Source organism: Bacillus sp. FSL R5-0593, from assembly GCF_038603755.1.
Lineage (GTDB): Bacteria > Bacillota > Bacilli > Bacillales > Bacillaceae > Bacillus > Bacillus velezensis.
Genome location: NZ_CP152011.1, coordinates 3,955,291 through 3,979,932, shown reverse-complemented (window position 1 = coordinate 3,979,932; position 24,642 = coordinate 3,955,291). Strand labels below are relative to the sequence as shown.

General features: G+C 45.8%; 25 protein-coding genes, 1 pseudogene and 3 riboswitches. Of the genes and pseudogenes, 18 read left to right on the top strand and 8 right to left on the bottom strand.

All coding sequences use genetic code 11. The annotated features are described in order from the left end of the window. Nucleotides 1-36: 36 nt before the first annotated feature. From NYE36_RS19855 to NYE36_RS19815, 9 genes and pseudogenes are all read left to right on the top strand, one after another. Nucleotides 37-516: a hypothetical protein gene (locus NYE36_RS19855; RefSeq protein WP_063093836.1), complete on the top strand. Its 480-nt coding sequence runs from the start codon at nt 37-39 to the stop codon at nt 514-516. Nucleotides 517-558: 42 nt separating this feature from the next. Continuing rightward, nucleotides 559-1,386 (top strand): hypothetical protein, encoded by an 828-nt coding sequence (locus NYE36_RS19850; RefSeq protein WP_032869339.1) that lies wholly within the window; start codon nt 559-561, stop codon nt 1,384-1,386. A 61-nt stretch (nt 1,387-1,447) separates the two neighbouring features. After that, complete coding sequence (locus NYE36_RS19845; protein WP_015240874.1) at nt 1,448-1,957, top strand: hypothetical protein; 510 nt, start codon at nt 1,448-1,450, stop codon at nt 1,955-1,957. Further along, nucleotides 1,939-2,226, top strand: a pseudogene (locus NYE36_RS19840) (hypothetical protein); the annotation flags it as partial. The gene NYE36_RS19845 and the pseudogene NYE36_RS19840, both read left to right, overlap by 19 nt. Nucleotides 2,227-2,361: 135 nt before the next feature. After that, on the top strand, nt 2,362-2,823 hold the full coding sequence (locus NYE36_RS19835; protein WP_094032026.1) for a DUF2716 domain-containing protein: 462 nt from the start codon (nt 2,362-2,364) through the stop codon (nt 2,821-2,823). Between the two features lie 49 nt (nt 2,824-2,872). Further along, entirely contained in the window at nt 2,873-3,238 is a 366-nt protein-coding gene (locus NYE36_RS19830; protein WP_014306109.1) for an SMI1/KNR4 family protein, read from the top strand. After that, nucleotides 3,225-3,569, top strand: coding sequence for a hypothetical protein (locus NYE36_RS19825; RefSeq protein WP_144664751.1), 345 nt, complete (start codon nt 3,225-3,227; stop codon nt 3,567-3,569). The genes NYE36_RS19830 and NYE36_RS19825 overlap by 14 nt, the downstream gene beginning before the upstream one ends. Further along, nucleotides 3,550-3,924: a hypothetical protein gene (locus tag NYE36_RS19820; RefSeq protein ID WP_144664750.1), complete on the top strand. Its 375-nt coding sequence runs from the start codon at nt 3,550-3,552 to the stop codon at nt 3,922-3,924. The genes NYE36_RS19825 and NYE36_RS19820 overlap by 20 nt, the downstream gene beginning before the upstream one ends. Before the next feature lie 54 nt (nt 3,925-3,978). Further along, nucleotides 3,979-5,418 (top strand): DEAD/DEAH box helicase, encoded by a 1,440-nt coding sequence (locus tag NYE36_RS19815; RefSeq protein WP_033574330.1) that lies wholly within the window; start codon nt 3,979-3,981, stop codon nt 5,416-5,418. Nucleotides 5,419-5,448: 30 nt separating this feature from the next. On the opposite strand, the gene NYE36_RS19810 is transcribed toward NYE36_RS19815, so the two are convergent. Continuing rightward, nucleotides 5,449-6,699 carry an MFS transporter gene (locus NYE36_RS19810; protein WP_094032049.1) on the bottom strand — a complete coding sequence of 417 codons (1,251 nt, stop codon included), beginning with the start codon at nt 6,697-6,699 and terminating at the stop codon, nt 5,449-5,451. Between the two features lie 171 nt (nt 6,700-6,870). Here NYE36_RS19810 and NYE36_RS19805 point away from each other — a divergent pair, with 171 nt between their 5' ends. Both NYE36_RS19805 and NYE36_RS19800 read left to right on the top strand, forming a co-directional pair. Next, nucleotides 6,871-7,698 (top strand): PRD domain-containing protein, encoded by an 828-nt coding sequence (locus tag NYE36_RS19805; protein ID WP_064115247.1) that lies wholly within the window; start codon nt 6,871-6,873, stop codon nt 7,696-7,698. A gap of 235 nt (nt 7,699-7,933) precedes the next feature. Continuing rightward, a complete protein-coding gene (locus tag NYE36_RS19800; protein WP_007407782.1) occupies nt 7,934-8,665 on the top strand; it encodes a glycoside hydrolase family 16 protein in 732 nt (243 codons plus the stop codon). A gap of 41 nt (nt 8,666-8,706) precedes the next feature. On the opposite strand, the gene citH is transcribed toward NYE36_RS19800, so the two are convergent. Beyond that, entirely contained in the window at nt 8,707-9,987 is a 1,281-nt protein-coding gene (citH, locus tag NYE36_RS19795; RefSeq protein WP_042635615.1) for a citrate transporter CitH, read from the bottom strand. A 200-nt stretch (nt 9,988-10,187) separates the two neighbouring features. On the opposite strand from citH, the gene NYE36_RS19790 reads away from it, so the two are divergent. From NYE36_RS19790 to NYE36_RS19780, 3 genes are all read left to right on the top strand, one after another. Further along, nucleotides 10,188-12,239, top strand: coding sequence for a catalase (locus NYE36_RS19790; protein ID WP_095352524.1), 2,052 nt, complete (start codon nt 10,188-10,190; stop codon nt 12,237-12,239). Between the two features lie 260 nt (nt 12,240-12,499). Beyond that, entirely contained in the window at nt 12,500-12,808 is a 309-nt protein-coding gene (locus tag NYE36_RS19785) for a hypothetical protein (protein WP_015418528.1), read from the top strand. A 140-nt stretch (nt 12,809-12,948) separates the two neighbouring features. Further along, nucleotides 12,949-13,623: a DUF3298 and DUF4163 domain-containing protein gene (locus tag NYE36_RS19780; RefSeq protein WP_124935059.1), complete on the top strand. Its 675-nt coding sequence runs from the start codon at nt 12,949-12,951 to the stop codon at nt 13,621-13,623. Nucleotides 13,624-13,668: 45 nt separating this feature from the next. Here the strand turns inward: NYE36_RS19780 and NYE36_RS19775 are convergent, their stop codons facing one another. After that, entirely contained in the window at nt 13,669-14,862 is a 1,194-nt protein-coding gene (locus NYE36_RS19775) for a NupC/NupG family nucleoside CNT transporter (RefSeq protein ID WP_007407776.1), read from the bottom strand. 135 nt (nt 14,863-14,997) lie between these two features. Next, nucleotides 14,998-15,098: riboswitch (purine riboswitch) on the bottom strand. A gap of 361 nt (nt 15,099-15,459) precedes the next feature. On the opposite strand from NYE36_RS19775, the gene NYE36_RS19770 reads away from it, so the two are divergent. After that, a complete protein-coding gene (locus NYE36_RS19770; protein ID WP_124692664.1) occupies nt 15,460-16,341 on the top strand; it encodes a methyltransferase domain-containing protein in 882 nt (293 codons plus the stop codon). A 34-nt stretch (nt 16,342-16,375) separates the two neighbouring features. On the opposite strand, the gene NYE36_RS19765 is transcribed toward NYE36_RS19770, so the two are convergent. From NYE36_RS19765 to pepT, 4 genes are all read right to left on the bottom strand, one after another. After that, complete coding sequence (locus NYE36_RS19765; RefSeq protein WP_015418525.1) at nt 16,376-17,512, bottom strand: 5-methyltetrahydropteroyltriglutamate--homocysteine S-methyltransferase; 1,137 nt, start codon at nt 17,510-17,512, stop codon at nt 16,376-16,378. A gap of 78 nt (nt 17,513-17,590) precedes the next feature. Beyond that, a riboswitch (SAM riboswitch) is annotated at nt 17,591-17,677 on the bottom strand. Between the two features lie 84 nt (nt 17,678-17,761). Continuing rightward, nucleotides 17,762-18,238, bottom strand: coding sequence for an LURP-one-related family protein (locus NYE36_RS19760; protein WP_012118790.1), 477 nt, complete (start codon nt 18,236-18,238; stop codon nt 17,762-17,764). A gap of 103 nt (nt 18,239-18,341) precedes the next feature. After that, the gene (locus NYE36_RS19755; RefSeq protein WP_003150808.1) at nt 18,342-18,509 is read right to left on the bottom strand and encodes a hypothetical protein; all 168 of its coding nucleotides are present in this window, start codon (nt 18,507-18,509) and stop codon (nt 18,342-18,344) included. 576 nt (nt 18,510-19,085) lie between these two features. Beyond that, on the bottom strand, nt 19,086-20,318 hold the full coding sequence (gene pepT, locus NYE36_RS19750) for a peptidase T (protein WP_265450966.1): 1,233 nt from the start codon (nt 20,316-20,318) through the stop codon (nt 19,086-19,088). 210 nt (nt 20,319-20,528) lie between these two features. Between pepT and galE the strand changes: the two genes are divergently transcribed. After that, complete coding sequence (gene galE, locus NYE36_RS19745; protein WP_014419237.1) at nt 20,529-21,545, top strand: UDP-glucose 4-epimerase GalE; 1,017 nt, start codon at nt 20,529-20,531, stop codon at nt 21,543-21,545. Nucleotides 21,546-21,591: 46 nt separating this feature from the next. Here galE and NYE36_RS19740 read toward each other — a convergent pair whose 3' ends face one another. Further along, complete coding sequence (locus NYE36_RS19740; RefSeq protein WP_132106642.1) at nt 21,592-22,131, bottom strand: DUF4352 domain-containing protein; 540 nt, start codon at nt 22,129-22,131, stop codon at nt 21,592-21,594. A 345-nt stretch (nt 22,132-22,476) separates the two neighbouring features. After that, a riboswitch (guanidine-I (ykkC/yxkD leader) is annotated at nt 22,477-22,578 on the top strand. Between the two features lie 65 nt (nt 22,579-22,643). Here NYE36_RS19740 and NYE36_RS19735 point away from each other — a divergent pair. Together NYE36_RS19735 and NYE36_RS19730 are read left to right on the top strand one after the other, a co-directional pair. After that, entirely contained in the window at nt 22,644-23,480 is an 837-nt protein-coding gene (locus tag NYE36_RS19735; protein WP_003150818.1) for a YitT family protein, read from the top strand. Nucleotides 23,481-23,646: 166 nt separating this feature from the next. Continuing rightward, nucleotides 23,647-24,540: a helix-turn-helix domain-containing protein gene (locus NYE36_RS19730; RefSeq protein WP_342496867.1), complete on the top strand. Its 894-nt coding sequence runs from the start codon at nt 23,647-23,649 to the stop codon at nt 24,538-24,540. Nucleotides 24,541-24,642 lie beyond the last annotated feature (102 nt).

Genomic DNA, 24,642 nt, shown 5'->3' with positions numbered 1-24,642 from the left:
TTTTCTTACATAACGAAACCGTTTACGGAGGTAAACATGAACACTCCTTTAAATTTACAAAAAGAATCATTGAGGGCTATAGGGAATCTGAATGTGATTAATCCGCTTAAATACAATTCGATTTATTCATGTGATCTAGTGAGTAAAGATACTTTTTCTCAATTAATGAATGACTTAGAGTTCGAAACAGCTCTAATAGAAGTAATGGCATTCCCTTCTTTTATTGAAGAATGGAAGAAGAAGGTTGAAAAGAAAATGATACATATGAATACTGTTTCGAAGAAGTTCATTCATATTGAATGTGCCCTAACCAAAGAACAATTGATGGCAGATCACTTATTAGATGAATTATATTTTTTAGCATCGATCAATGACTTTGTAGTTATAATAGCAAACCCTGCCAAAAATAAGTCCTACATGAACCTGAACACTCAAAAGGTTGATGTAACTACTGAAAATAATGAAAAAATCATTTGGTTTGAATACGATGCAGCAAATTTATATATCATTGATTAATTTAATATAAATTCCAGATTCTTAATCTATGGAGTGTTGCTGATGTTAGAACTTATCGCGGAGCGGGTTGGGTCATATAAAAGAGAGCACATCATTTATTTCAATGCGGGTCGGGATGATCAAGTATTTATTGTGTCGGTGCACGATCACAAAGTAATATTGGAGGTTATGAAAGGCAGCTCTCTTTTAATCAAAAAAGAGTTACACGGATTTTCTGAAGATGCCCATTTCTATCTGGTTGATTCGTATGATGACACTATCGTGATCGTTTACCTGGAAAATCATACGTGTCAATTGGCTGCATACTGCGTAAACAGTAATAAAATCAATCCGATTTGTTCTTTTCTATTAAGCGCTAATGTATTTCTTCTGGGTGAGGATGGATTACTATGGATCGGATTAACGGACGAGGGTATGTATGATGAGAGAAATCCTCAAGGAAAAGCGATATTTGCTTTTCATGCAGAAGACAGAACGTTTTATTTTGAAGACGATTTTAAAGAAATGATGCATGAATGCTATGCCGTACAATCGATCAAATCTGATTTGTATGTATGTTTCGAGGGAGAGGATTGCTGTATCATCGGGCATTATCAGATTGGACGGGACAGAATTCGTACTGTTGCAGAATATGTGCTGGACGGCGATCAATACTCCTATTGTGATCAGCTATCCGTTTCGAAAAAAAGGGTGCTGCTGATTCAGAGTCACGAGGATACCCTATTTGCATTTCATGAAGAGAACAAAGGCTTATCAGAGACTGACGTCATGATACACGGTATTGATAGAAAAGGAGAAACAACGTACAGAGCCGTACAGGACCGCATGTTTATCTTTAGTGATAACGATTTATATCTGGTGAAGTATTAATTACTTCTATGTAGCATACATGCCGGCAGAATGAAAATATCCTGTAAGGAAGTGTTCAGTGATGAGAGAAAAGTTAATTGACAAGCTTGAGGAAAACAAGAGGCATTTTTTAATGAAACAGGTGCGTGCCTCGCTAAGATCTTGTGAAGAATCAGGGTTTGTTTATCAATTAGCTGAGGCAGAACAAAGCAGGCAGATATTTGAGACTATATTATCGAATTCTTTCCCAAGTGCAGTGCGTGAAGTTGATATAAGCGACAAGGAGACAGCCATATCGCTTATTTTAGAAAACATTGCGGATACGGGGGTTGAACGGATGAATGATATTGTTTATCTGTTTCATCCGTATAGTAATGAAGTCGGTGCTATCAAATGTGCGCTGAAGGATTGTGCAAGTCATCTGCACTGTCTCATGGATTTTATAGATTTTGAAGGCCGGCTGCTTTCTAACAGCTTTATTTTAGTGGAGCCGTCCTTCTCATTTTCTGTCTGTTTATTTCACACAGAATACGGCTGTGAGCTTGTGTGTAAACCGCCGAAAAGAGGTACAAGATGCATCCCTTTTTTATAAAGAACACAAAGGAATCGGCAGTCTTTCAATCTCAAATATATTCCTTATTTCATGAAGACAAAACGTTGCCCGAACAAGTATTTAAACAACGAAAACATTATTATCTATTCGAGGAATTCCACTGGGTCTTGTCTGAAGAAGGTTGGGAAATGCTCAAAAGTTTGGCGCATCATCATCACGATGAATTTATCTTAATGGCTGTTCTGGAACAACCTGATGATATGAATCGGTTTCACGTGGAATTCGGCTATTTTGACTGGTTAAAGATTACGCGAGTGACTGCGTATCAAGATACGGCTGCGGGGATTGATGAGAGCAACCGGCTTTACTTACTAAGCTGACAGGCGGCTTTTGAAAAAGGAAGAGCAGAGGTGAAACGTTTGAACTGCGGGAGGCAGAAATACATGAATTGGCATGGTTTGAGTGAAGAGGAGACAGAGTGCTTGTGGCGCAGGGTGAATCGCGCAGTGAAATGGAAACCGGGCAGTATATTTGCTTCTATAAAACCTCCAAAGCCGTTTCAGGTCTTTGATGTATCTCAAGGATTCAATGGTATCGGTTTTCTGGAAGATGCAGAGATGCAGATACTAAAGGCATTTCAATCTTGTACGTTAAAGCAAGAGTCTATGTATGCGCTGGACTGGCAGCATGAATGTTATCTATTTAATCCTCATGCGCCAATTGATAAAGATGAATTCGGTGAATGGCTGGTCTCCGTTATTCCAAACGGAGACTATTGTTTCTTTATTCATCAGGACTTCCAGTGGGGGCTGCTAGGGGATCCGCGGCAGCAAACCATTACGGTTTTTGGCTCACCGCTAATAAGGGCGATAGAAAGAAACGCTCCTGTCTTATTTCAAAAGTGAAGACCGCTTGCGAATGAATCTCATGTTTTTACGGAGGAGGAATAACAGGATGACAGAAGAAGAGTTCAGGGCTGCGGAAAAAAGCTTGAGAGCGTCTTTTCCGAAAGCGTATAAACGGCTGCTTCATAAAAAGAACCCTGCGGAGATCGGAGAGTGGATTTTTTTCGCTATCCGTGAACAAAGCCGCTTACAGAAAACCTGGGATGATGTGATCAGGCAAAACAGTGTATGCAGAGAAGAGAACATGCCTGACGATTTGATCGTAATTGCCGACAACGGAACCGGGGATAAGCTGTGCTTGAAAAAGACGGACAGCGTAATGGAGGAGACTGTTTATCTGTGGGATCATGAGACTGCCGATGTTGAGTTGTATGCCGCTTCTATAGGAGAATTTATAGAAAATGAAAAAGAATAAGTGGCTGATTCAGGAGCTTTTAGAATTCCGCCTCCTTCGGGGACGAGAGATTTCTGTAATTGAGCTGGCATTTTCCTCCGAGTATGAACATCATCTCATTCGTGTAAGGCTCACATGCAAAGACGTTTCTTCCGTTCAAATAAAAAAAATGGAGAGTCAAACGGCTAGCTCAGGCATTGTAGCAATTGATCCTGCTGACGGCGATGATGGACAGCATTTTCTCGTGGAGGAGTGGGAGAACCAAACGTTCCGCTTTTACTGCCGTCAATATGAAGCAGCAGAGAAGAAGGTGTTAAGTAAGGAGGCACAAAATGGAATGGCACAAACATGAGAAAGCAGTTCTGCTGGGGCCGGATTCGCCGGGTTGTTTTGAATTGAAGGAGTTTACGTTCTATACCGGGTATAACGAGTATTATGATAAAATCCCGGTGTTTGAGCTGAAGCTGACTGATGGGCAGTATGATGCCGTGCTGCGGTTTGAGGATGTGAGGTCTGCCCGGCTGGATGATCTTGAAAGCATCACCGACATCCATCTGGATATCAGCCCGGTCGACGGCGGCTGGGAATCGATCCGCTACTATGTCGATGACGGGGAAGGAAGTATGAGCTTTTATTGCGCCAAATGGGTCGTGCTCGACATGAGGAAAAAGCAGTCCCCCGAATGGCCCGGCAAAACGTCAGGGTAAAGCGGCGGCATTTCGCGTATAATGAGGGGAGCCGGACAGAGAAGGAGTTTAGTCATGAATGAGTTTAATGAATATGCGATCAGCCCCGAGATCCGACGGGCGCTGAATGGCTTGCAATACACCGAGCCGACTGAAGTGCAGCGGCGCGTCATCCCCGCCGCGCTGCAAAAAAAAGACCTCGTCGTCAAATCGCAGACGGGCAGCGGCAAAACCGCAGCTTTCGGCATTCCGATCTGCGAGCTTGCGGAATGGGAGGAAAACAAACCGCAGGCGCTGATTTTAACGCCGACCCGCGAGCTTGCGGCGCAGATTAAAGAAGATATCACGAATATCGGCCGTTTCAAACGGATAAAAGCCACGGCGGTTTTCGGAAAAGCTTCTTTTGACAAACAGAAAACCGAACTGAAGCAAAAAAGCCACGTCGTTGCCGGAACGCCGGGGCGTGTGCTTGATCATATAGAAAAAGGGACGCTGCCGCTTGAACGGCTGGCGTATGTGGTGATTGACGAAGCGGATGAAATGCTGAATATGGGATTTATTGAACAGGTGGAAGCCATCATTCAGCATCTGCCGAAAAACAGAGTCACCATGCTGTTTTCAGCGACGCTGCCGGATGACGTCGAGAAGCTGAGCCGCACATATATGAAAGACCCTGAATTGATTGAAGTAAAAGCGGAAGGCCTGACGACGAAAGACATTGAGCATTTTGTCACCAGAACAGAAGAAGAGGACAAAACATCTTTGCTGCGTGATGTCCTGATCACCGAAAACCCGGACAGCTGCATTATATTCTGCCGGACAAAAGAAAGGGTCATTCAGTTAACCGATGAGCTGGACAGGCTGGGCTACCCTTGCGATAAAATTCACGGCGGCATGGTGCAGGAAGACCGCTTTGACGTCATGAATGAATTCAAGCGCGGCGAGTTCCGCTATCTCATTGCGACCGATGTTGCCGCCAGAGGAATTGATATTGAAAACATCAGCCTCGTCATCAATTATGATATTCCGCTTGAAAAAGAAAGCTATGTGCACCGCACCGGCCGAACGGGGCGCGCCGGACACCGCGGACTGGCCGTTACGTTTGTGACGCCTTCTGAATCGCGGTTCCTGAATGACATTGAGACATATATCGGTTTCCGCATCCAAAAGCGGGAGGCGCCGTCCGAGAAAGAAACAGCGGAACGGAAAGCGGCTTTTTCGGAAAAACTGAACGCCCGCCCCGATGTCAAAACAGACAAAAGCGAACAGTTAAACAAAGACATCATGAAGCTGTACTTTAACGGCGGGAAAAAGAAAAAACTCAGAGCGGTCGATTTTGTCGGAACGATTGCGAAAATCGACGGCGTTTCAGCCGATGATATCGGGATTATCACGATTTTGGACAACGCATCGTACGTCGAAATTCTGAACGGCAAAGGCCCGCACGTTCTTGACATCATGAAAAATACGACGGTCAAAGGCAAAAAACTGAAAGTCCATAAAGCCAAGAAATAAAAAAGAAAGCCTGCCGCGCGCAGGCTTTTTTTACGCCGTCTCCTCCGGCACGAACGCAAGGATGGCAATGCCGATCACAAATAACAAAATCAGGCTGAACACGGCGGCTGACGAATTTCCGGTCAGCTGGGCGGTGACGGCAATCAAAAGCGGGCCGATAATCGAAGCGAACTTGCCGAAGATATTATAAAATCCGAAAAACTCATTGGCGTTCTGTTTGGGGACAAGCTTTGCAAAGTAAGAGCGGCTCAGCGCCTGAATACCTCCTTGGGAAGTGGCGACAAGCATAGCCAAAACCCAGAAATCAAAAGCGGAATCCATAAAATAAGCATACGTGCAGACAATCATATACACGCCGATTCCGGCATAAAGCATCGTTTTTCCTTTAAACCGTTCGGCCAGCCGTCCGTACAAAATCGAAAAAGGCGCGGCGACGACCTGAGTGACAAATAAAACAATCAGCAGATTTGCCGCGCTGATGCCGAGGTCAGCCCCGTATGACGTGGACATTGTAATGATGGTGCCGACCCCGTCGATATAGAAGAAATAGGCGAGCAGAAACAAAAACAGCGCCCGGTGCTTCCTGATCTGCTTCAGCGTGCCGGCCAGCCGTTTAAAACTGCTGATTACAAGCCGCGGCTCCCTCTCGATATAATAGCGCTGGCGGACGCGGAGAAGGAGCGGGATCGAAAACAGCCCCCACCATGCCGCCGTAATCAAAAAGGCAATGCGGCCGGCAGCCTGGGCGGACAGCGGAATCACCTCCGCTTGTGCTGAAAGAATCACGGCAATGCTGAGGAGAAAAGGGATCGTACTGCCGATATAGCCCAGCCCAAACCCCCTGGCGGACACCATATTCATCCGCTCCTTTGCGGCCACATCAACGAGAAACGCATCATAAAACACATTAGACCCGGCAAAGCCGATCGTGGAAATCGTATAACAAATTAATAACAGCATCCAAGATTCGCCGGGAATCAAAGCCAGCGCGGCGGTGCCCGCCACACCGATCAGAAAAAAGAAGGCAAAAAACCGTTTCTTGCATCCTTTGTAGTCGGCAATCGTTCCTAAGACGGGGCCGAGCATCGCCAAAATAAAAGTCGCGGCGGCAATCGTATAGCCCAAATAAGCGGTGGAATCAGCCGCGCTGACACCGTTTTCCGCCGCCGCGGCTTTAAAAAACAAGGGGAATACCGCCGTCATAATAATGACCGAATAAGCTGAATTGGCCCAATCATACAGCATCCAGCTGCTTTCTTCTTTCGAAAACCGTTTCATCACACACGCTCCTTCCCAAAAACCGGTTCTCTGCATTATATGCGCCGCTGCCTCATCGTTGGACAATGATTTCTGAACGGCGTTTTCTGATTGACCTGGAGATATTGACCTAGTTCAAAAAGGATGTAAAATCAAGGTGTAGCAGGTAAATGGTCAGGCGGGAGGGAGACAGAATTGAAGATTGCGAAAGTCATTAATAATAATGTCGTCAGTGTGCTCAAAGAAGGCAATCAGGAATTGGTTATCATGGGCCGGGGCATTGCTTTTCAAAAGAAAACGGGAGACCCGGTAGATGAAGCCCGCATTGAGAAAGTGTTCACGCTCGATAACAAAGATGTATCCGAAAAGTTCAAAACCCTTTTGTATGATATCCCGATCGAATGTATGGAAGTATCCGAAGAGATTATCAGCTATGCGAAATTACAGCTCGGCAAAAAGCTCAATGACAGCATCTATGTGTCGCTCACCGACCATATTAACTTTGCGATCCAGCGCAATAAGAAAGGGCTGGATATCAAAAACGCCTTATTGTGGGAAACGAAACGGCTGTATAAAGACGAGTTTGCAATCGGCAAACAAGCGTTGGCCATGGTAAAAAACAAGACTGGCGTGTCTCTGCCGGAGGATGAAGCAGGCTTTATTGCGCTGCATATTGTCAACGCCGAGCTTAATGAAGAGATGCCCAATATCATCAACATTACAAAAGTCATGCAAGAGATTTTGAGTATCGTAAAATACCATTTTAAGATTGACTTCAACGAGGAATCACTTCACTATTATCGGTTTGTCACCCACTTAAAGTTTTTCGCGCAGCGTCTTTTTAACGGCACACTTATGGAAAGCCAGGACGACTTTTTGCTGGAGACAGTGAAAGAAAAGTACCATCGGGCGTATGAATGCACGAAGAAAATCCAAACATGCATTGAGAGGACGTATGAACACAAGCTCACCAGTGACGAGCTGCTGTATTTAACGATTCACATAGAAAGGGTAGTCAAATAAGCATAATGAAAGCGTTGGCATTTTTTTCTTCATTCACATATGATCTTGTTAGGATTGTTACTGATAAGCAGGCAAAACCTAAATTACAATGAGCGCTGATCATTTCTGTTTGTGCTGATGGTAATTTAGGTTTTTTTAAGATTCATTATTATCATTATTCTGACCGATGTCCCCTTTTAACAGAATCATGTATGATCGATAAAGAAATCGTTTTCAAAGAAAGGGGAATGCCGACATGTTTTATCGTATGAAACGAGTGCTGCTGCTTCTTGTCACTGGATTGTTTTTGAGTTTGTGTGCGATCACTTCTACTGCATCAGCTCAAACAGGCGGATCGTTTTTTGAACCTTTTAACAGCTATAACTCCGGCTTATGGCAAAAAGCAAATGGTTATTCCAATGGAGATATGTTCAACTGCACGTGGCGTGCAAATAATGTATCAATGACGTCATCAGGTGAAATGCGTTTGGCGCTGACAAGCCCGTCTTATAACAAGTTTGACTGCGGGGAGAACCGCTCCGTTCAAACCTATGGCTATGGACTTTATGAAGTCAGAATGAAACCGGCTAAAAACACGGGGATCGTTTCATCGTTCTTCACTTATACAGGTCCAACGGATGGCACTCCTTGGGATGAGATTGATATCGAATTTTTAGGAAAAGACACGACAAAGGTTCAATTTAACTATTATACAAATGGCGCGGGAAACCATGAGAAGGTTGCGGATCTCGGATTTGACGCGGCCAATGCCTATCATACGTATGCGTTCGATTGGCAGCCAAACTCTATTAAATGGTATGTCGATGGGCAATTAAAACATACTGCGACAAGCCAAATCCCGACAAACCCGGGAAAGATCATGATGAACTTGTGGAATGGGATAGGTGTCGATGACTGGCTCGGTTCCTACAATGGTGTAAATCCGCTATACGCTCATTATGACTGGGTGCGCTATACAAAAAAATAATGTACAGAAAAGGATTTCCGCTGGCGGAAATCCTTTTTTAATTAAAACGAAATAATCCCAATCAAAAGCGCCGCAATCGTCATCACAATCGTTGTCCCCACGGTCCATTTGATGGTGAATTTTTGATGATCGCCAAAGCTGACGCCCGCCATTCCGACCAATAGATAGGTGGATGGCACAAGCGGGCTGAGCAGATGCACCGGCTGGCCCAGCAAGGAGGCTCTTCCGATTTCAGCGGCGTCTATTCCGTAAGCGGAAGCGGCTTCGGCGATGATAGGAAGCACACCGAAGTAAAAGGCGTCATTTGACATGAAAAAAGTGAAAGGCATGCTGGCAATCGCAGTGATCAACGGCAGATGCGGGCCCATGGCATCAGGGATGAGGGAAACGAGAGAATGCGCCATCGCATCCACCATTTTTGTGCCGGAGAGAATGCCTGTGAATATGCCTGCCGCAAACACCATTGAGACAACGTTTAACGCATTACCCGCATGCGCTGAAATCCGTTTCTGCTGCTCTTTGACATTTGGATAGTTGATCATCAAGGCGATGGCGAACGCGATCATAAAAAGAACAGGGATGGGAAGCAGGCTGGTGATCAGCGCGGCCATCAGGGCGACAGTGAGCATCAGGTTGAACCATTGGAGAGCGGGACGCTTCAGCGGCGCCGCCTCCGGATCAGAAGACGGCGCGTGTTCAATTGAAATGACACCGAGCCGCTTCCGTTCTTTTTTTCCGAGGAGATAAGCAACGGCGATCACCCAGAGAACGCCGGCAATCATAGCGGGAATCAGCGGCGTAAAGACTTCCGACGTGTCCAATTTCAAGGAAGCCAAAACCCTCGCCGTCGGCCCGCCCCACGGAATAATATTCATGACGCCCGAACCGAGCATCGCGATCCCCGCCAACACCAAACGGTTCATGCCGAGCCGTTTGTAAAGGGGCAGCATTGCCGCAATCGTAATCATATACGTTGTTGTCCCATCTCCGTCCAGCGAAATGGTCATCGTCAGAACCGCTGTGCCGATGGCGATTTTTAACGGATCCCCTTTGACAAGCGATAGAATTTTGGCAATGAGGGGATCAAACAGACCTGAGTCAATCATAATGCCGAAATACAGGATGGCGAATAACAGCATAATCCCGGTAGGAGCGAGGTCTGTAACGCCTTGAATCATCATCTCGCCGAGATCTTTGCCAAATCCGCTGATCAGGGCAAACACAACAGGAACGACAATCAAAGCAATAAGAGCGGAAAGCCGATTAGACATAATAAGATACATAAAGACAATCATCATCACAAAACCGAGTATGGCAAGCACGATATGACCTCCCCTGTTCAAAAGCTATTTTGGTAAGCGCTTTCACAACTTCTTTCTGTGAAAATGGCTTATTTCAAAATGTGTATGACCGCATATGTAAATACAGACCTAAAATCCTAATGAGCGGATCAGCAGTTTATATGAAGAACGCCGCGGGTAAATGTGCTGTAGAATGTTTCGTTTTAAAAGGGGGAACTGACATGAGTGATGATCAAAACAAACGAGTAAATGAACACTCAAAGGACGAACAGCTGGAGCAGTACCGGTCTGATAACAGCGGCAAAAAAATGACGACCAATCAGGGGCTTCGCGTGTCTGAGGATGAGCATTCTTTAAAAGCGGGCGTCCGCGGCCCCACGCTGATGGAGGATTTTCATTTTCGTGAAAAAATGACGCACTTTGACCACGAGCGGATTCCGGAACGGGTCGTTCATGCGCGCGGGTACGGCGTTCATGGGCATTTTCAGGTGTACGAACCGATGACGGAATATACACGGGCGAAATTTTTGCAAGACCCTTCCGTCAAAACGCCTGTTTTCGTCCGTTTCTCAACAGTGGCGGGCTCCAAGGGGTCAGCCGACACCGTCCGTGACGCCAGGGGATTTGCGACGAAGTTTTATACTGAAGAAGGGAACTATGACCTCGTCGGAAACAATATTCCGGTGTTCTTCATTCAGGACGCGATCAAATTCCCGGATCTCGTTCACGCCATAAAACCGGAACCGCACAATGAAATGCCGCAGGCTGCGACGGCTCATGATACGTTCTGGGATTTTGTCGCTAATAACCCTGAGTCGGCTCACATGGTCATGTGGACGATGTCTGACCGCGGCATCCCGCGAAGCTATCGGATGATGGAGGGCTTCGGCGTGCATACGTTCCGTTTCATCAACGAGAAAGGAAAAGCGCGCTTTGTAAAATTCCACTGGAAGCCCGTGCTCGGCGTTCATTCCCTCGTATGGGATGAAGCGCAGAAAATTGCCGGGAAAGATCCCGATTTCAACCGCCGCGACCTGTGGGAAACGATTGAAAACGGCGGCAAAGTCGAGTATGAGCTCGGTGTTCAGATGATTGACGAAGAAGATGAATTTAAGTTTGATTTCGATATCCTTGATCCGACGAAGCTGTGGCCGGAGGAGTTGGTTCCCGTCAAGCTGATCGGAAAAATGACCCTTGACCGCAATCAGGACAATGTCTTTGCGGAAACGGAACAGGTCGCCTTTCACCCGGGAAATGTCGTGCCGGGCATTGATTTCACCAATGATCCGCTTCTGCAGGGACGGCTTTTCTCTTATACAGATACACAGCTCATCCGTCTTGGCGGGCCGAATTTTCACGAGATTCCGATCAACCGGCCGGTCTGCCCGTTCCATAACAACCAATACGACGGCTACCACCGGATGACGATTAATAAGGGTCCCGTCGCCTATCATAAAAATTCCCTGCAGAACAATGATCCGTCGCCGGCTTCAGAAGAAGAAGGCGGATACGTTCATTACCAGGAAAAAGTAGAAGGCAGAAAAATCCGCCAGCGCAGTGAGAGCTTCAATGACTATTTTTCTCAGGCCAAGATGTTCTGGAACAGCATGTCTCCCGCCGAGAAAGAACATATCATCTCCGCGTTCTGTTTTGAAGTCGGAAAAGTGAACAGCAAGGACGTGCAGCAGCAGGTGGTGGATGTCTTCAGTCACGTCGACGCCGGGCTTGCCGAGCGTGTTGCGAAAGGAATCGGCGTGAACCCGCCGCCGAAGGACCGTGAATCTGATGAAACGTTCACTTCCCCGGCCTTAAGCCAGGAAAACACGGTGAAGACGGCAGCGACAAGGCAGGTCGCGGTTTTAACCGACCACGGGTTTTCTGATGAGAAAGTCAAACAAGTGCTTGACGCATGCAAACAGGCGGGAGTCAGAGCCGATATCATCAGCCCCGCGCTGGGAACTGTCAAGGGAGAAAACGGTACGGAGCTGAAAGCGTCAGCCACTTTCCTGACAGCGGATTCCGTCCTGTACGACGCTGTTTTCATTCCGGGCGGAAAACAAAGCACAGACAGCCTCAAAGCCCAAAAATCGGCCAGAGACTTCGTCAGCGAAGCTTTCAGCCATTACAAAGCGATCGGCGCCTCCGGTGAAGGAAAAGAACTTCTCGCCCTCGCCGCCGGAACCGAAAGCGGCCCCGGCCTTGTTCCGGACGGAAACCATGAACAATTTCTGAAGGCCGTGGCTGAGCATCGGCATTGGGACAGAAACATATAAGAATGAAAAAGCGCCTTTTATGAGAGGGGCGCTTTTTCCTTGTGAAAGTGAAATATCTGAACGAAGCATTAATATTGGGAGAAAACGAAAATGGCTTCCGTGCAAATCCGTATCTTCCGCTGTCCGGGACATTCAGACAACAGTTTTAGAGAGTCAGGGCATTGCATTATTTAAAGGGTTCTGACTGATGGTGAAATGATCTTTGGTTTACTTCCGCTCTGTGTTTGTGTATCTTAGGGGTAGATTTTCTGGAGGAGCGAATGATAGTGAAGCCGTTTACCGAAAAACAACTTGAAGAATATTACCGGCGTGACGAAAACATGATGATTTTGGTGTTTGCCCAGTGGTGCGTCAATCATGACCTTGATCCGATGGCCATTTACAGCAAGGCTTATCCCGGACAGCCTTTAAACGAAGAGCTGCGAAAAACGGCTGAAGAGCTTGTCGTGCCGAAGGAGGAATCAGAACCGATTCCTGATCAAACGGTTATCGGCGTTTTGGAGATGTTCGGCAACTCCGATTTGGCGGAAGCCGTTTATGAAGCCATTGCGCAAAGACCTTCACGGTAAAAGAGGCGTGGATTTTCCATGTCTCTTTTTTTCATGGAGAAAATGTGAAAGAAGGCCCAGAAACAATTTGCTGATCTGCGCTGTCTATAGAGTGTAACCCGTTTTCAAAAAGGGAACGGTAATGAAAAGGAGGAGTTGTGATGAAAAAGGCATTCAAAATGATGGCGGCCGTGCTCTTAACCGTGCTGACAGCCGCGCCGTTCGGAGGTTTCGCGCCTTCAGCCGAGGCCGCGCAAACCGCAAAGCCCGTTGTCAAAAGCCATACGTATAAGCATGTAAAACAGCTGACGTACCCCGAGGTCGCAAATACGGGAAACGCATCTTTTGAAAAGAAAATCAATCAGGACTTCAAACGCTATATTGAACAATCGTACCAAGAATATGTGAAAAACAAAAAAGACGGTGAAAAACAAGGCTACAAAGCGGAATACCAAACAGATTTCAAAGTGAAGTATAATCAAGACGGCAAACTCAGCATTCAGACGGAAGACTACAGTTACACAGGCGGCGCACACGGGCTGACATCCGTTCAGACCTTTAATTACGACCTGGCCGCAAAAAAACGGGTCACACTCGATAATGTGCTGAATACAAAAACGAAAGCTAACAAAACGAGAGACTATCTTTACGGCTACATCAAAAAACATGACGATCTGTTCGATCAGGACGTTAAAAAACAGGAGATCATCCTGAATAATGAAAGACCTTTCTTCTTTACGAAAAACGGCATTGCCGTTGTGTTCGGACAATATGATCTCGGACCTTACGCGGCAGGAATCCGGGACGTTTTCGTACCTGCATCCGTCTATCAATAAAAAAAAGCGATATCACTCCAAAACGGAGCGGTATCGCTTTTTCTATTACCAGACAAACAATCCGACAATCGCCGCGCTCAATAAGGAAACGGCAATTCCGCTGACAAGCAGCTTCCAGACGTTTTTTCCGATGATGGCTGATTTTTCACCATCAAGCAGAGATTGATAAGATCCGTAGATCATACCGATGGTGCTGAAGTTTGCGAATGATGTCAGGAATGTCGTAGCCACGGCAATCGTGTGCGGCGGAAGTGAATTCAGCTGCCCTTTCAGATCGGCCATTGCCACAAATTCATTCGTCGCGAGCTTGATGCCCATCAGCTGTGCGACATACATCGCGTCATGTACGCCTAATCCGAGAAGGAAGGCAAACGGACTGAAGATGTATGAGAAAATCTTTTGAATGGTCAACCCGTGCATGAACAGCCCGAGTACGCCGTTTAACGCGGCCGTTAACGCCACATAGCCGATCACCATCGCTAAAATGACAATGACCATGTTCATGCCGACAAGCATACTGTTAGAAATCGTGGAGAAGAAGTCTTTTTTCTCCGCTTTTGAAGGCACGTAAATAATATCATCCTCTTTAGAAACGTCCACGGGATTCAGCATATTGGCGATTAAAAGCGCGTTTAAGCAATTCAGCGGGATGGCTGTAAACACATAAGTGGACGGAACCATCGTCAAGTATGATCCGATGATCGAGCCGCTGATGCTGCTCATGCTCATCAGCCCGAATGTCAAAAGCCGATTGTTGCTGACGGCGGCAAGCTGCTGGCGGATGACGGCTAAAGCTTCCGTATTTCCTAAAAACATCATCTGGATGGAGAAAAAGCTCTCCAGCTTCGGCAGACGGGATATTTTAGAAATCAGCCAGCCGATTTTATCAATGAGCCACGGCAGAATACCGAAATACGACAGCATATCAAAGAAGGTCACGACGAAGATAATCGGCAGCAATGCGCTGAAGAAAAAATCAACCGTCGGGTTCGCCATGACAGACGGAAAAGCGAACGCAATCCCTTGACTGGCGCAGGAAATCAGCCATGTAAAGAACGCGCCGATCTTCCCGATGACAAAGCCGCCGACTTTTGTCCCTAACATAAACCAAGTAATCAGAAACTCAAAGACGAGGAGCATGACAATCGGACGCCATTTAATCTTCTTCTTGTTGGGAGAGCATAAGAAAACAACAGCCATGACAACAATGAGACCGACAATGTTCAATAAAAAGTACATGTGAGCAACTCCTATAAGGGTATTATGGAAATAAAAAAAGCTCTTATTCGTCACAAATTCCTGAAAGCCAGAAAGTGTGATAAATAAGAGCCAAAAGAAAAGAATAGACAGCGTCATATGCTTTTCACTCGTTCAAATTTATGCAAACTTTCTTGTAGTCTAGTCTTTTACGGCACTAGGTAGAAACAATCAGACCATATTACTGATCATATACAAGAATAACGATATTACATGAGATAGCAGTATTTTATCGTTTCAATTTTTGAAAATCAACCTTTTTAGATATTTTCAAAATAATAAATTTATATTATAAATAAAGAAAATAAAGGATGTGCATAAGTAATTGGATAATAAAGGTATAAAAAACCCTAAAAACCGTTCCGGTTCATTGTAAAGACGGGATGCAGCTGATAAAATGGATCTGAGGGCACAGCCTTCAAAAGACGGCAGAAAAGGGGTCATTTTCGTGATCATCCAGTTCATTCGTTACAGATAATGAGAGGTATAGATGAATAGGTTAAACCTTCCAATTCGGCAAGGTTTATTTGTCTATGCCTTTTTCATTTCATCGGAATAACGAATGAATGAGGTGTTTTTTTGACGTCTATAAAAAGAAAACGCGCGGAATTACTGCAATCATGCCAGTCCGTGTTCAGGTGTCCGCTATGCCGGTCGGCCATGGCGGTCTCACAATACCGAAGCTTGATTTGCGGACAGGGGCATACATTTGATATATCAAAACAAGGATATGTGAATTTCCTCAATAAATCGGTCAAAACCCGCTATGACAGGCAGCTGTTCGAAGCGAGACGCGAGCTTTTTGACAGCCGGGAATTTTTTGCGCCGGTTCAAAAGGAGATTGCCGCCATCATCACCCATATTCAATCTCCGCAAACATCAGCGGCGATATTGGATGCGGGGTGCGGAGAAGGGTCTCATTTAGCCGCCGTATGCAAATGGCTTCAGCCTGCTTTTTCCGTGACGGGAATCGGCATTGATCTCTCGAAAGAAGGTGTGCTGCATGCCGCAAAGGCCTTCGGGAATCATTTGGTTTTTGCCGTCGCTGATGTGGCGGATGCGCCGTTTGCCGACAGCTGTTTTGATGTCGTGATGTCTGTTTTATCACCTTGGAATTACAAGGAATGCAGCAGGCTTTTACGAAAGGGCGGCACAGTCATTAAAGCGGTGCCGCGGCGTGATTATTTGAAGGAAGTAAGGGAATTCTTCTTCGGAGACAGTCCTCGGCTGAATGACACCGCCGATTCTGCGGCCGGACGATTCCAAGCGGGCTTTCAAACCTTTGAGCGCAAACGGCTGTGTTACACAAAGACTTTAGCGCAGCCTGACCTCGAGCGGCTTGTGAAAATGACGCCCTTAACATGGAAATGTACTGATGACAGCATCCGGCGGTTCATCAGCCGGAAAGAGGCTGCTGTCACGATAGATATCGATATTTTAATCGGAACCGATCCGCTGTAAAACGGAAAAGACACGCTAATCGCGTGTCTTTTTTTTATTTCCAGACTTCTCCGGCAATGTTGACGACATGGCGCAGTTTCGCCCATTGCTGTTCTTCTGTGATCAGGTTTCCTTCCTCAGTGGAGGCGAATCCGCATTGCGGGCTGAGGCAAAGCTGGTCCAGGCTGACATATTGTGAAGCTTCTTCAATCCGGCGTTTAATCGCGTCCTTGTCTTCAAGTTCGCCGTGTTTCGACGTAATCAAACCAAGCACAAGCTGAAGATCAGAGCGTTTGACATAACGGAGCGGTTCAAAGCCGCCGGAGCGGGAATCATCATATTCCAGGAACAATCCGTCAAGGTCAAGCCCGTCAAAAATCGTTTCAGCCGCTGCATCATAGCCGCCTTCAGCCGTCCATGTGGATTGGAAGTTGCCGCGGCAGATATGCATCGTAACCTTCAAATCGTCAGGGCGATCCTTGATGGCGTCATTAATGGAAGCGGCAAACAGCTTACGCAGCTCATCCGGCGTCGTGCCGAAAGCTTCAATCTGACGAAGCCCCGCTTCTGATAAGAAAACGGCCCATGCGGTGTCATCGAGCTGAAGGTAGCGGCACCCGGCGTCATAGAAAGCTTGAATCGCTTTTTTATACGCTTTTGACACATCGTGCTGAAATTGTTTGTAATCATTCTGGTAGGACGCTTTTTCCAATTTTCCGCGGAAAAACAGCATATTCGGACTTGGGATGGTCATTTTCGGAACAGCATCGCCGGCAATGCTGTGCAGGAATTTATAATCTTCGAGCATCGGATGCTGAGAAAAATCAATGTCTCCCGTTACTTTAATGCCGCGCGCTTTCGTCTGTACGTTGTGAAACTGAATGCCGCTTTCAGGCGTAAACGCTTCGACGCCGTCTAAATTTTCGAGAAAATCAAAATGCCACCAGGCCCGTCGGAATTCGCCGTCAGTCACGACATTGAGGCCGGTTTCTTTCTGCTTTTTCACACTGCGGATGATTTCTTTGTTTTCGATTTCGCGCAGCTGTTCTGCCGAAATCTCACCCGCCGCTCTTTGCAGGCGGGCTTGCTTCACAGCCGCCGGCCGCAGCAGGCTTCCGACCTGATCCGCGCGAAACGGCGGGTTTTTTCTTAGAAGCGTATGCAATGGTTGTTCTGTGTTTTGCTGTGACATGAACGATTCCTTCTTTCCTGATGAAATATAAAAAAACTCTTCCCTCGGATAGGGAAGAGCTTGCGTCCGCAAATCTCAACCTTATCTTCAGGATTTAGCACCATTCTGCTGAACAGCGGTTGCCGGGTATCATAGGGCCAGTCCCTCCACCTCTCTTGATAAGGAAATATGCTATTTTTCAGAATAAACTGTAATACTATTAATCTTAGTATGTTTTCTCATATTGTCAATATATTTCGATAAATATTTTTATTTGTCACCCTCAAATAGAATCATATCTATCACAATGGCGATCGCGAGACAAAGAACGATATCCTCTTCCTTTTCAATCTGCAAATGATAGGAATCGCCCCAGCTCATCCATGATTTGGTAACGGTCATCCGGTTTGATTTTCCGTCTGTCACTTGAAAATTCCGGCCCCACACATCGCCGGTAAGATCCCAGCCGAGTCCGGAAATTTCAAATTTCGGTTTGAAAAACGTGACTTTCTTGATGACTTGGCAGACGGGTTTGCCGCTGACGGAAATCTCGTAACGGGGAACGAGCGACATCAGTTTCTGGTTGACGCTGGCGAGCGTGCGGCCGTCCAAATCAGTCAGTTTCAGTTCATCACCGAATGAAAACAGCTTTCCTTCAACATTGTAGACTTCTTTTCCGCTTTCAAGAAACACTTGAAAACGATTCTTAAACGTAAACATTCGCTCTTTGATGTAAAAATGGTACATAAAAAAACTCCTTTTTTATGTTTTACGAAAAAAGGAGGCGGTTGGTTTCATATCGGGCGGGTACATAAAAAAAAGGCTGCCGATTTTGCGGCAGCTGTCGTTTTTATGATAGCGGCATCCGGCGTTTTTGACGGATCGCATTTAAATCAATGATGTTATTCGTGTCGGCAGCTGTCACCAGCGGGCTTGTCTTTGGCGTTTTCCGGCGGTTGTCCTTACTGAAAGAGAAAACAAGATACCCTGTCAAAGCAGCAAAAATAAGTAGCATCATTTTACATACCTCCCAAAAAAAGTTTTGGTATTATTATTGTACGAAAAAACAAACGAAAAGTATTCAAACAATTGTCACTTTTTTAAAAAATAACGTCATTTTCCGTAAAAATGACTATGGGTTGAAGAGATTTTGCTCTTGTTGTGGTTCTATAGATTGTATCGGCTGATGAATGATGATCGTTTATATAACTTTTTCACTATTTTTTGTAAGTGTCTAATTAACTACTTCAGTGTTTTCGTTTGCCTTGTGTTATTCAGTACCCTAAAAAACCTTATCATATGCAAAATAACTGCTTCTAACAGATGACTGCGGGATGACAGCGCTTTCTTTATTTTTTTAAAGAAAACGAGATGTTATCTTAAAAAAATCGTTTGAACATTTTCCGCAGTTTTTTAAAAGGGTTTGATTTCGTCTCCAGAATACGCGGGTCTTTTAAGGTTTTTTTCAATTCTTTCGCTACAGTCCCTCTTGCCATAGTCTTCACTCCTTCTTTCCAATTCATACCTTATATACGGAAAGAAAGAAGGAAAGGTTTCATGTGAAAGAAAAAAACCAAAGCAGGGGGCTTTGGTTTTAAGCGCGCTCTTCAAAGAGCCTGGCGATTTCAACAATGATGTTTACCGCCTTTTCCATATGATCGACGGAAATGTATTCATATTTTCCGTGGAAGTTTTGGCCGCCCGTGAAAATGTTCGGTGTCGGCAGCCCCATGTAAGAGAGCTGTGATCCGTCGGTTCCGCCCCGGATCGGTTCGATAATCGGTTCGATATCGAGGTTTTTCATGGCTTGATAGGCGACATCGACTATCTCTTTGACCGGTTCGATTTTTTCTCTCATGTTGTAATATTGATCACGCAGTTCAAGCTTGATGCTTTCCTTGCCGTATTTGGCCGCCAGCGCATCGGCGGTTTTCTGCATATATTCTTTTCGTTCTGCAAAGCGGTCTCTGTCAAAGTCTCTGATGATGTACGACAGGGCGGCTTCAGAAACGTCTCCGTTCATGGAAAGTAAATGATAGAAGCCTTCATACCCTTCCGTATATTCCGGCGCTTCTTCTTTCGGCAGCGCGTGATGAAATTCCATCGCGATTTTTGAAGCGTTGACCATTTTGTTTTTCGCCGTTCCCGGGTGGACGCTTTTTCCGTAACAAGTAAGCTTTGCGGCGGCTGCGTTAAAGCTTTCATATTGCAGTTCGCCGAGGGGGCCTCCGTCTATCGTGTAGGCGAATGCGGCGTTGAAGCGGCCGACATCGAATTTGTGAGGGCCTCTGCCGATTTCTTCATCGGGCGTAAACGCGACCCGGATCGTTCCGTGTTTGATGTCCGGATGTTTGATCAAGTACGCCATTGCCGTCATGATTTCGGCAATGCCCGCTTTGTTGTCGGCTCCGAGCAGCGTCGTGCCGTCTGTTGTGATCAGCGTCTGGCCTTTATAGCGGGAGAGCTCCGGGAATTGCTCAGGCGACAGGACGACATTGAGTTTGTCATTCAGAACGATATCATGTCCGTCGTAGCTCTCAATAATCTGAGGATTCACATTTTTCCCGGTAAAATCGGTCGCGGTGTCCACGTGAGCCAGAAAACCGACAGTCGGCACGTCTTTATCCGTATTTGCCGGCAGAGTCGCCATGACGTACCCATTGTCATCGACTGTGATGTCTGTCATGCCGATCGACTTTAATTCATCTGCCAGCATGTTGGCCAATGTCAGCTGGCCGGGGGTTGAAGGGCAGTTTTCATTGTTTTCGTCAGACTGTGTATCGACTTTTACATAAGAGGTAAAGCGTTCAATGATTTCATTTTTCATACCGTCATCTCCTTTGTCTTATCTTACCATGCGCGGGGGAGGGATTTCTATTTCGCAACCGGTTTGAATCGAAGGCTCTGTGTTTTACGCGAATGAAAACAAATTATGAAGAAACGATGACTAAACGATTAAACTTTTTGGAAATGGATGATTGAGGAAGAAAAAACCGATATAATATGGTCAATTCATTCAATAGGGGAGGCTTTCTTCATGGCGATTTTAGTGACAGGCGGAGCGGGTTATATCGGAAGCCACACATGTGTCGAGCTGTTAAACGGCGGCTATGACATCGTGGTTTTGGATAATCTGTCAAATAGTTCACCGGAAGCATTGGAGCGTGTGAAAGACATTACCGGAAAAGGGCTTGTATTTTATGAAGCGGATCTCCTTGACCGTGACGCCGTTCACCGGGTGTTTGCTGAAAATGAGATTGAAGCCGTCATTCATTTTGCGGGATTAAAAGCCGTCGGTGAGTCTGTGGCTGTTCCGCTCCGTTATTATCATAATAATCTGACGGGGACGTTTATTTTATGTGAAGCCATGCAGGCACACGGTGTGAAAAAAATCGTCTTCAGTTCTTCAGCGACGGTTTACGGCGTTCCGGAAACAACGCCGATCACTGAGGATTTTCCATTAAGCGCGACCAATCCTTACGGGCAGACAAAGCTGATGCTGGAACAGATTTTACGCGATCTGCATAAAGCGGATTCTGAATGGAGCATTGCGCTGCTCCGCTACTTTAATCCGTTCGGCGCGCACCCGAGCGGGCGGATCGGAGAAGACCCGAACGGCATCCCGAATAATTTAATGCCGTACGTCGCACAAGTCGCTGTCGGCAAGCTTGAGCAATTGCAGGTGTTCGGCAATGATTATCCGACAAAGGACGGCACCGGCGTGCGGGATTACATCCATGTCGTTGACCTTGCCGAGGGCCACGTCAGAGCGCTTGAGAAGGTGCTGAACACAACAGGCGCGGATGCCTATAATCTCGGCACGGGAAGAGGCTACAGCGTTCTTGAGATGGTCAAGGCGTTTGAAAAAGTATCGGGAAAAGAAGTGCCGTACCGTTTTGCCGCCCGGCGCCCGGGAGACATCGCCGCATGCTTCGCAGACCCGGCAAAAGCAAAGGCTGAATTAGGCTGGGAAGCAAAGCGCGGGCTTGAAGAAATGTGCGCCGACTCTTGGAAGTGGCAGTCCTCCAATGTGAACGGGTACCAAAAGGTGTAAAAAGAAAGAGACCTTCAAATGGTGAAGGTCTCTTTTATTACGGTCATTATTTAATTTTCACTTCAACATCGTTGCTGAACTTTAATTTCCAAGTGCCTTTAGAGTATGCGTTTTTATCAACTTCAAAAGCTTTTACGTCAGTAACTTTAATGTTCGGGTTCAAGTCACTTAAAATTTTACTGTTGTCTACTTTTGTTTCTGTTGCATAGCTTGAAGAAGCATCAATATCTGAATCATAGGATGTTCCTTTAGAATCTACTAATTTCGCTCTTGGAATGGAGAAAGAGCTTAACGGCTTGTTTGAAACATTTTTAACTGTGTATTGAACAGCTACGATAACGCCGCCGTCAGCTGCTTTTTTCTCGACAAATTGAGAGCCTACTGAATCTCTTTTTTCCACTTTCGTAACAGTAACTTCAGTTTTCTCAGTCTTAACAGTGTCACCGATGTTATACAGTTTTTCCTTGGATTCCGCAGCTTTTGAAGACGCGGTTTTAGATGATGAAGATCCGCCTCCGCCGCCGATGTTTACGAGAATGATAATAACCACTACTGCCAGAAGCAATGTGATAATTTTATGTCTCATAAAAAAGTTTCTCTGATCTTTACCGCAGTTTGGGCATTTTTTAACGCCTTTAGCGATTTCTTTGCCGCATGCCTTACAAGACACCAGGTTACCTGCCATAATATTTCCTCCTATGTAAACTATTTCTTGAAAACTACATACTATAATGCCTGTAAAATAACCTATAGTCAATAATATTTTGAGAAAAAAAGTATTTTAATGATTTTTTAGTCATGTATTTTAGTGCCTTTTTTAGTATCGGCAGATCGTTCATATTTTTTATACGTTTATTGAAAAAAGAGTGGTTGAACATGTTCGTGATTTCCCGTATAATCTTGAAAGATATACAAAAACTGAACATAAAAAACAGTGGTTTTCTAGGGTTCCGCAATGCTGAATTGGTCTGGACCGAGAGAAAACACACAGCAGGTTCCTGCTGTGACACGTTGGGATAAAAGCCCGGGAGTTTCTGCTCTTTTAATGAAGAGTGCTCTCCCGGGCTTTTTTGATTTTATATAAAGGGAGTGTCTGGGATGAAAAAGAGATTGCTGGATGTGCTGATGCTGATTATTGGGGCTTTTATCTTTGCTTTGGCCGTTAATTTATTCGCCATTCCGAATGATCTTGGAGAGGGCGGGGTAACGGGAATCACCCTGATTTTGTACTATGTGTTTGAATGGTCGCCCGGGGTGACGAATATCATTTTGAACGGAATCTTATTGATTATCGGATACAAATTTTTAGACGGAAAAACAACGCTTTATACGATCATTACCGTTGTCGCCAACTCACTGTTTCTGCATCTGACGCATGATTGGCACTCGCCTTCACATGAACTCATTATTAATACTATTTTTGCGGGTGTGTTTGCCGGTGTCGGAATCGGGATCATTATTCGAGTCGGAGGCACGACTGCGGGTTCTGCCATTTTGGCGAGGATTGCGAACAAATATCTCGATTGGAATATCAGCTATGCGCTTTTGTTCTTTGATCTGATTGTCGTCTTCAGTTCTTATTTCATCATCGGTGCGGAAAAAATGATGTTTACCATTGTCATGCTGTACATCGGAACGAAGGTGATGGACTTTATCATTGAAGGCCTGAATACGAAAAAAGCGGTGACGATTATATCTGAGCATAAGCACGAAATCGCCGAACAGGTCAACACGCTTATGGACAGAGGGGTTACGCTGCTGTCGGGTAAAGGAAATTACACGGGGCAGTCGAAAGAAATTTTATATATCGTCATCCAGAAACAAGAGCTTTCCATGCTCAAAAAAATTATTAAAAGCTGTGATACAAAAGCGTTTGTCATTGTTCATGATGTGCGTGACGTCTTTGGTGAAGGCTTCGTCGATATCTCTAAATAAAAAGGATCCCTCTGCCGGCGCGGAGGGTTTTTTTCTTATGCCGGCAGAAGCTGTTATGATCCGTTTCCCGGGAAATAGCCTGAAAGCTGTTTCTTAAAACGAAGTGGATACAATCGGCCGGACGTTTTATACTGACAATATGATAGAGCGATAGAGAGGAGCGCATATGAACCCGTTATTGGCAATTTACCCGAGGGCTGTGTTGTCTGATAAGTGCTGTACGGCGGAGGATGTCTTTTGCTTTTATGATGAGAAAAGGCGGGTCTATGTCGCCATTCCGAAGGAGGATATCACCCCGAAGGAGAAACTGCTTCTGGAATCATTTTTGGCGCCCGCTGAAGAAAAAGGCGTTTTTTTTCCGGAGACGGCGGCAGCAAAGAGGTGGCGGCGGTTTCTGCTGGAAGAAGGCCCGGTGCCTGATGTCAAGGAGCCGCGTGTCCGTTTTATCCATTATGACTTATTGGGAGAACGGGACTGGGGGGCATTTACGGAAGCGCTGCGCCATTTCTGGCCGGTTTCATATACAGTTGTCCGGACGGGAAGGGATCAGGGCGTGATTGTGGAGGAAGAAAAGCTGGAAGCGCCAGATTCGGATGACATCGCATCTTTTGTGAAGATTCTCGAAGGCGATTTTTATTTCAGTGTCCGTTTTTTCATCGGAAGGTATTATGGCGCGGGAGAACGTCTGCGCCTTCATTATCGGAGAGAACAGCAATATTGTCAGATTGGCCGGCGTTATCTCCCGCAGCTGAGCACGCTGACCGGGGAAACGGTATTTCCGGCTATGCTCATGGAAGAAAGCAGAGAAAAGCTCTCAGCCTTGCTTCACGAAGAAGCGGTGCTGCTGTTTCAGAAAGAACCGGAGCTGAAGCATACGATTCAGACTTTTATTGAACATAACTCGAACATGTCGCTCACATCGAAAAGACTGCATTTGCACCGCAACAGTCTTCAATATCGGATTGATAAATTTGCGGAACGCTCGGGTATTGATATTAAGACATATCGGGGCGCCCTGCTGGCTTATTTCATTTGTCTGCAGTATGAAAAATCACATTAAATGGGAAATGTGCACGAAGGCAGCGGACTTTTTTTATGAACATTGCCTATATCCGCCGCCGTCTGACGCTGTTACAATCCTATTAAAGAAAGCGTTTGCAAA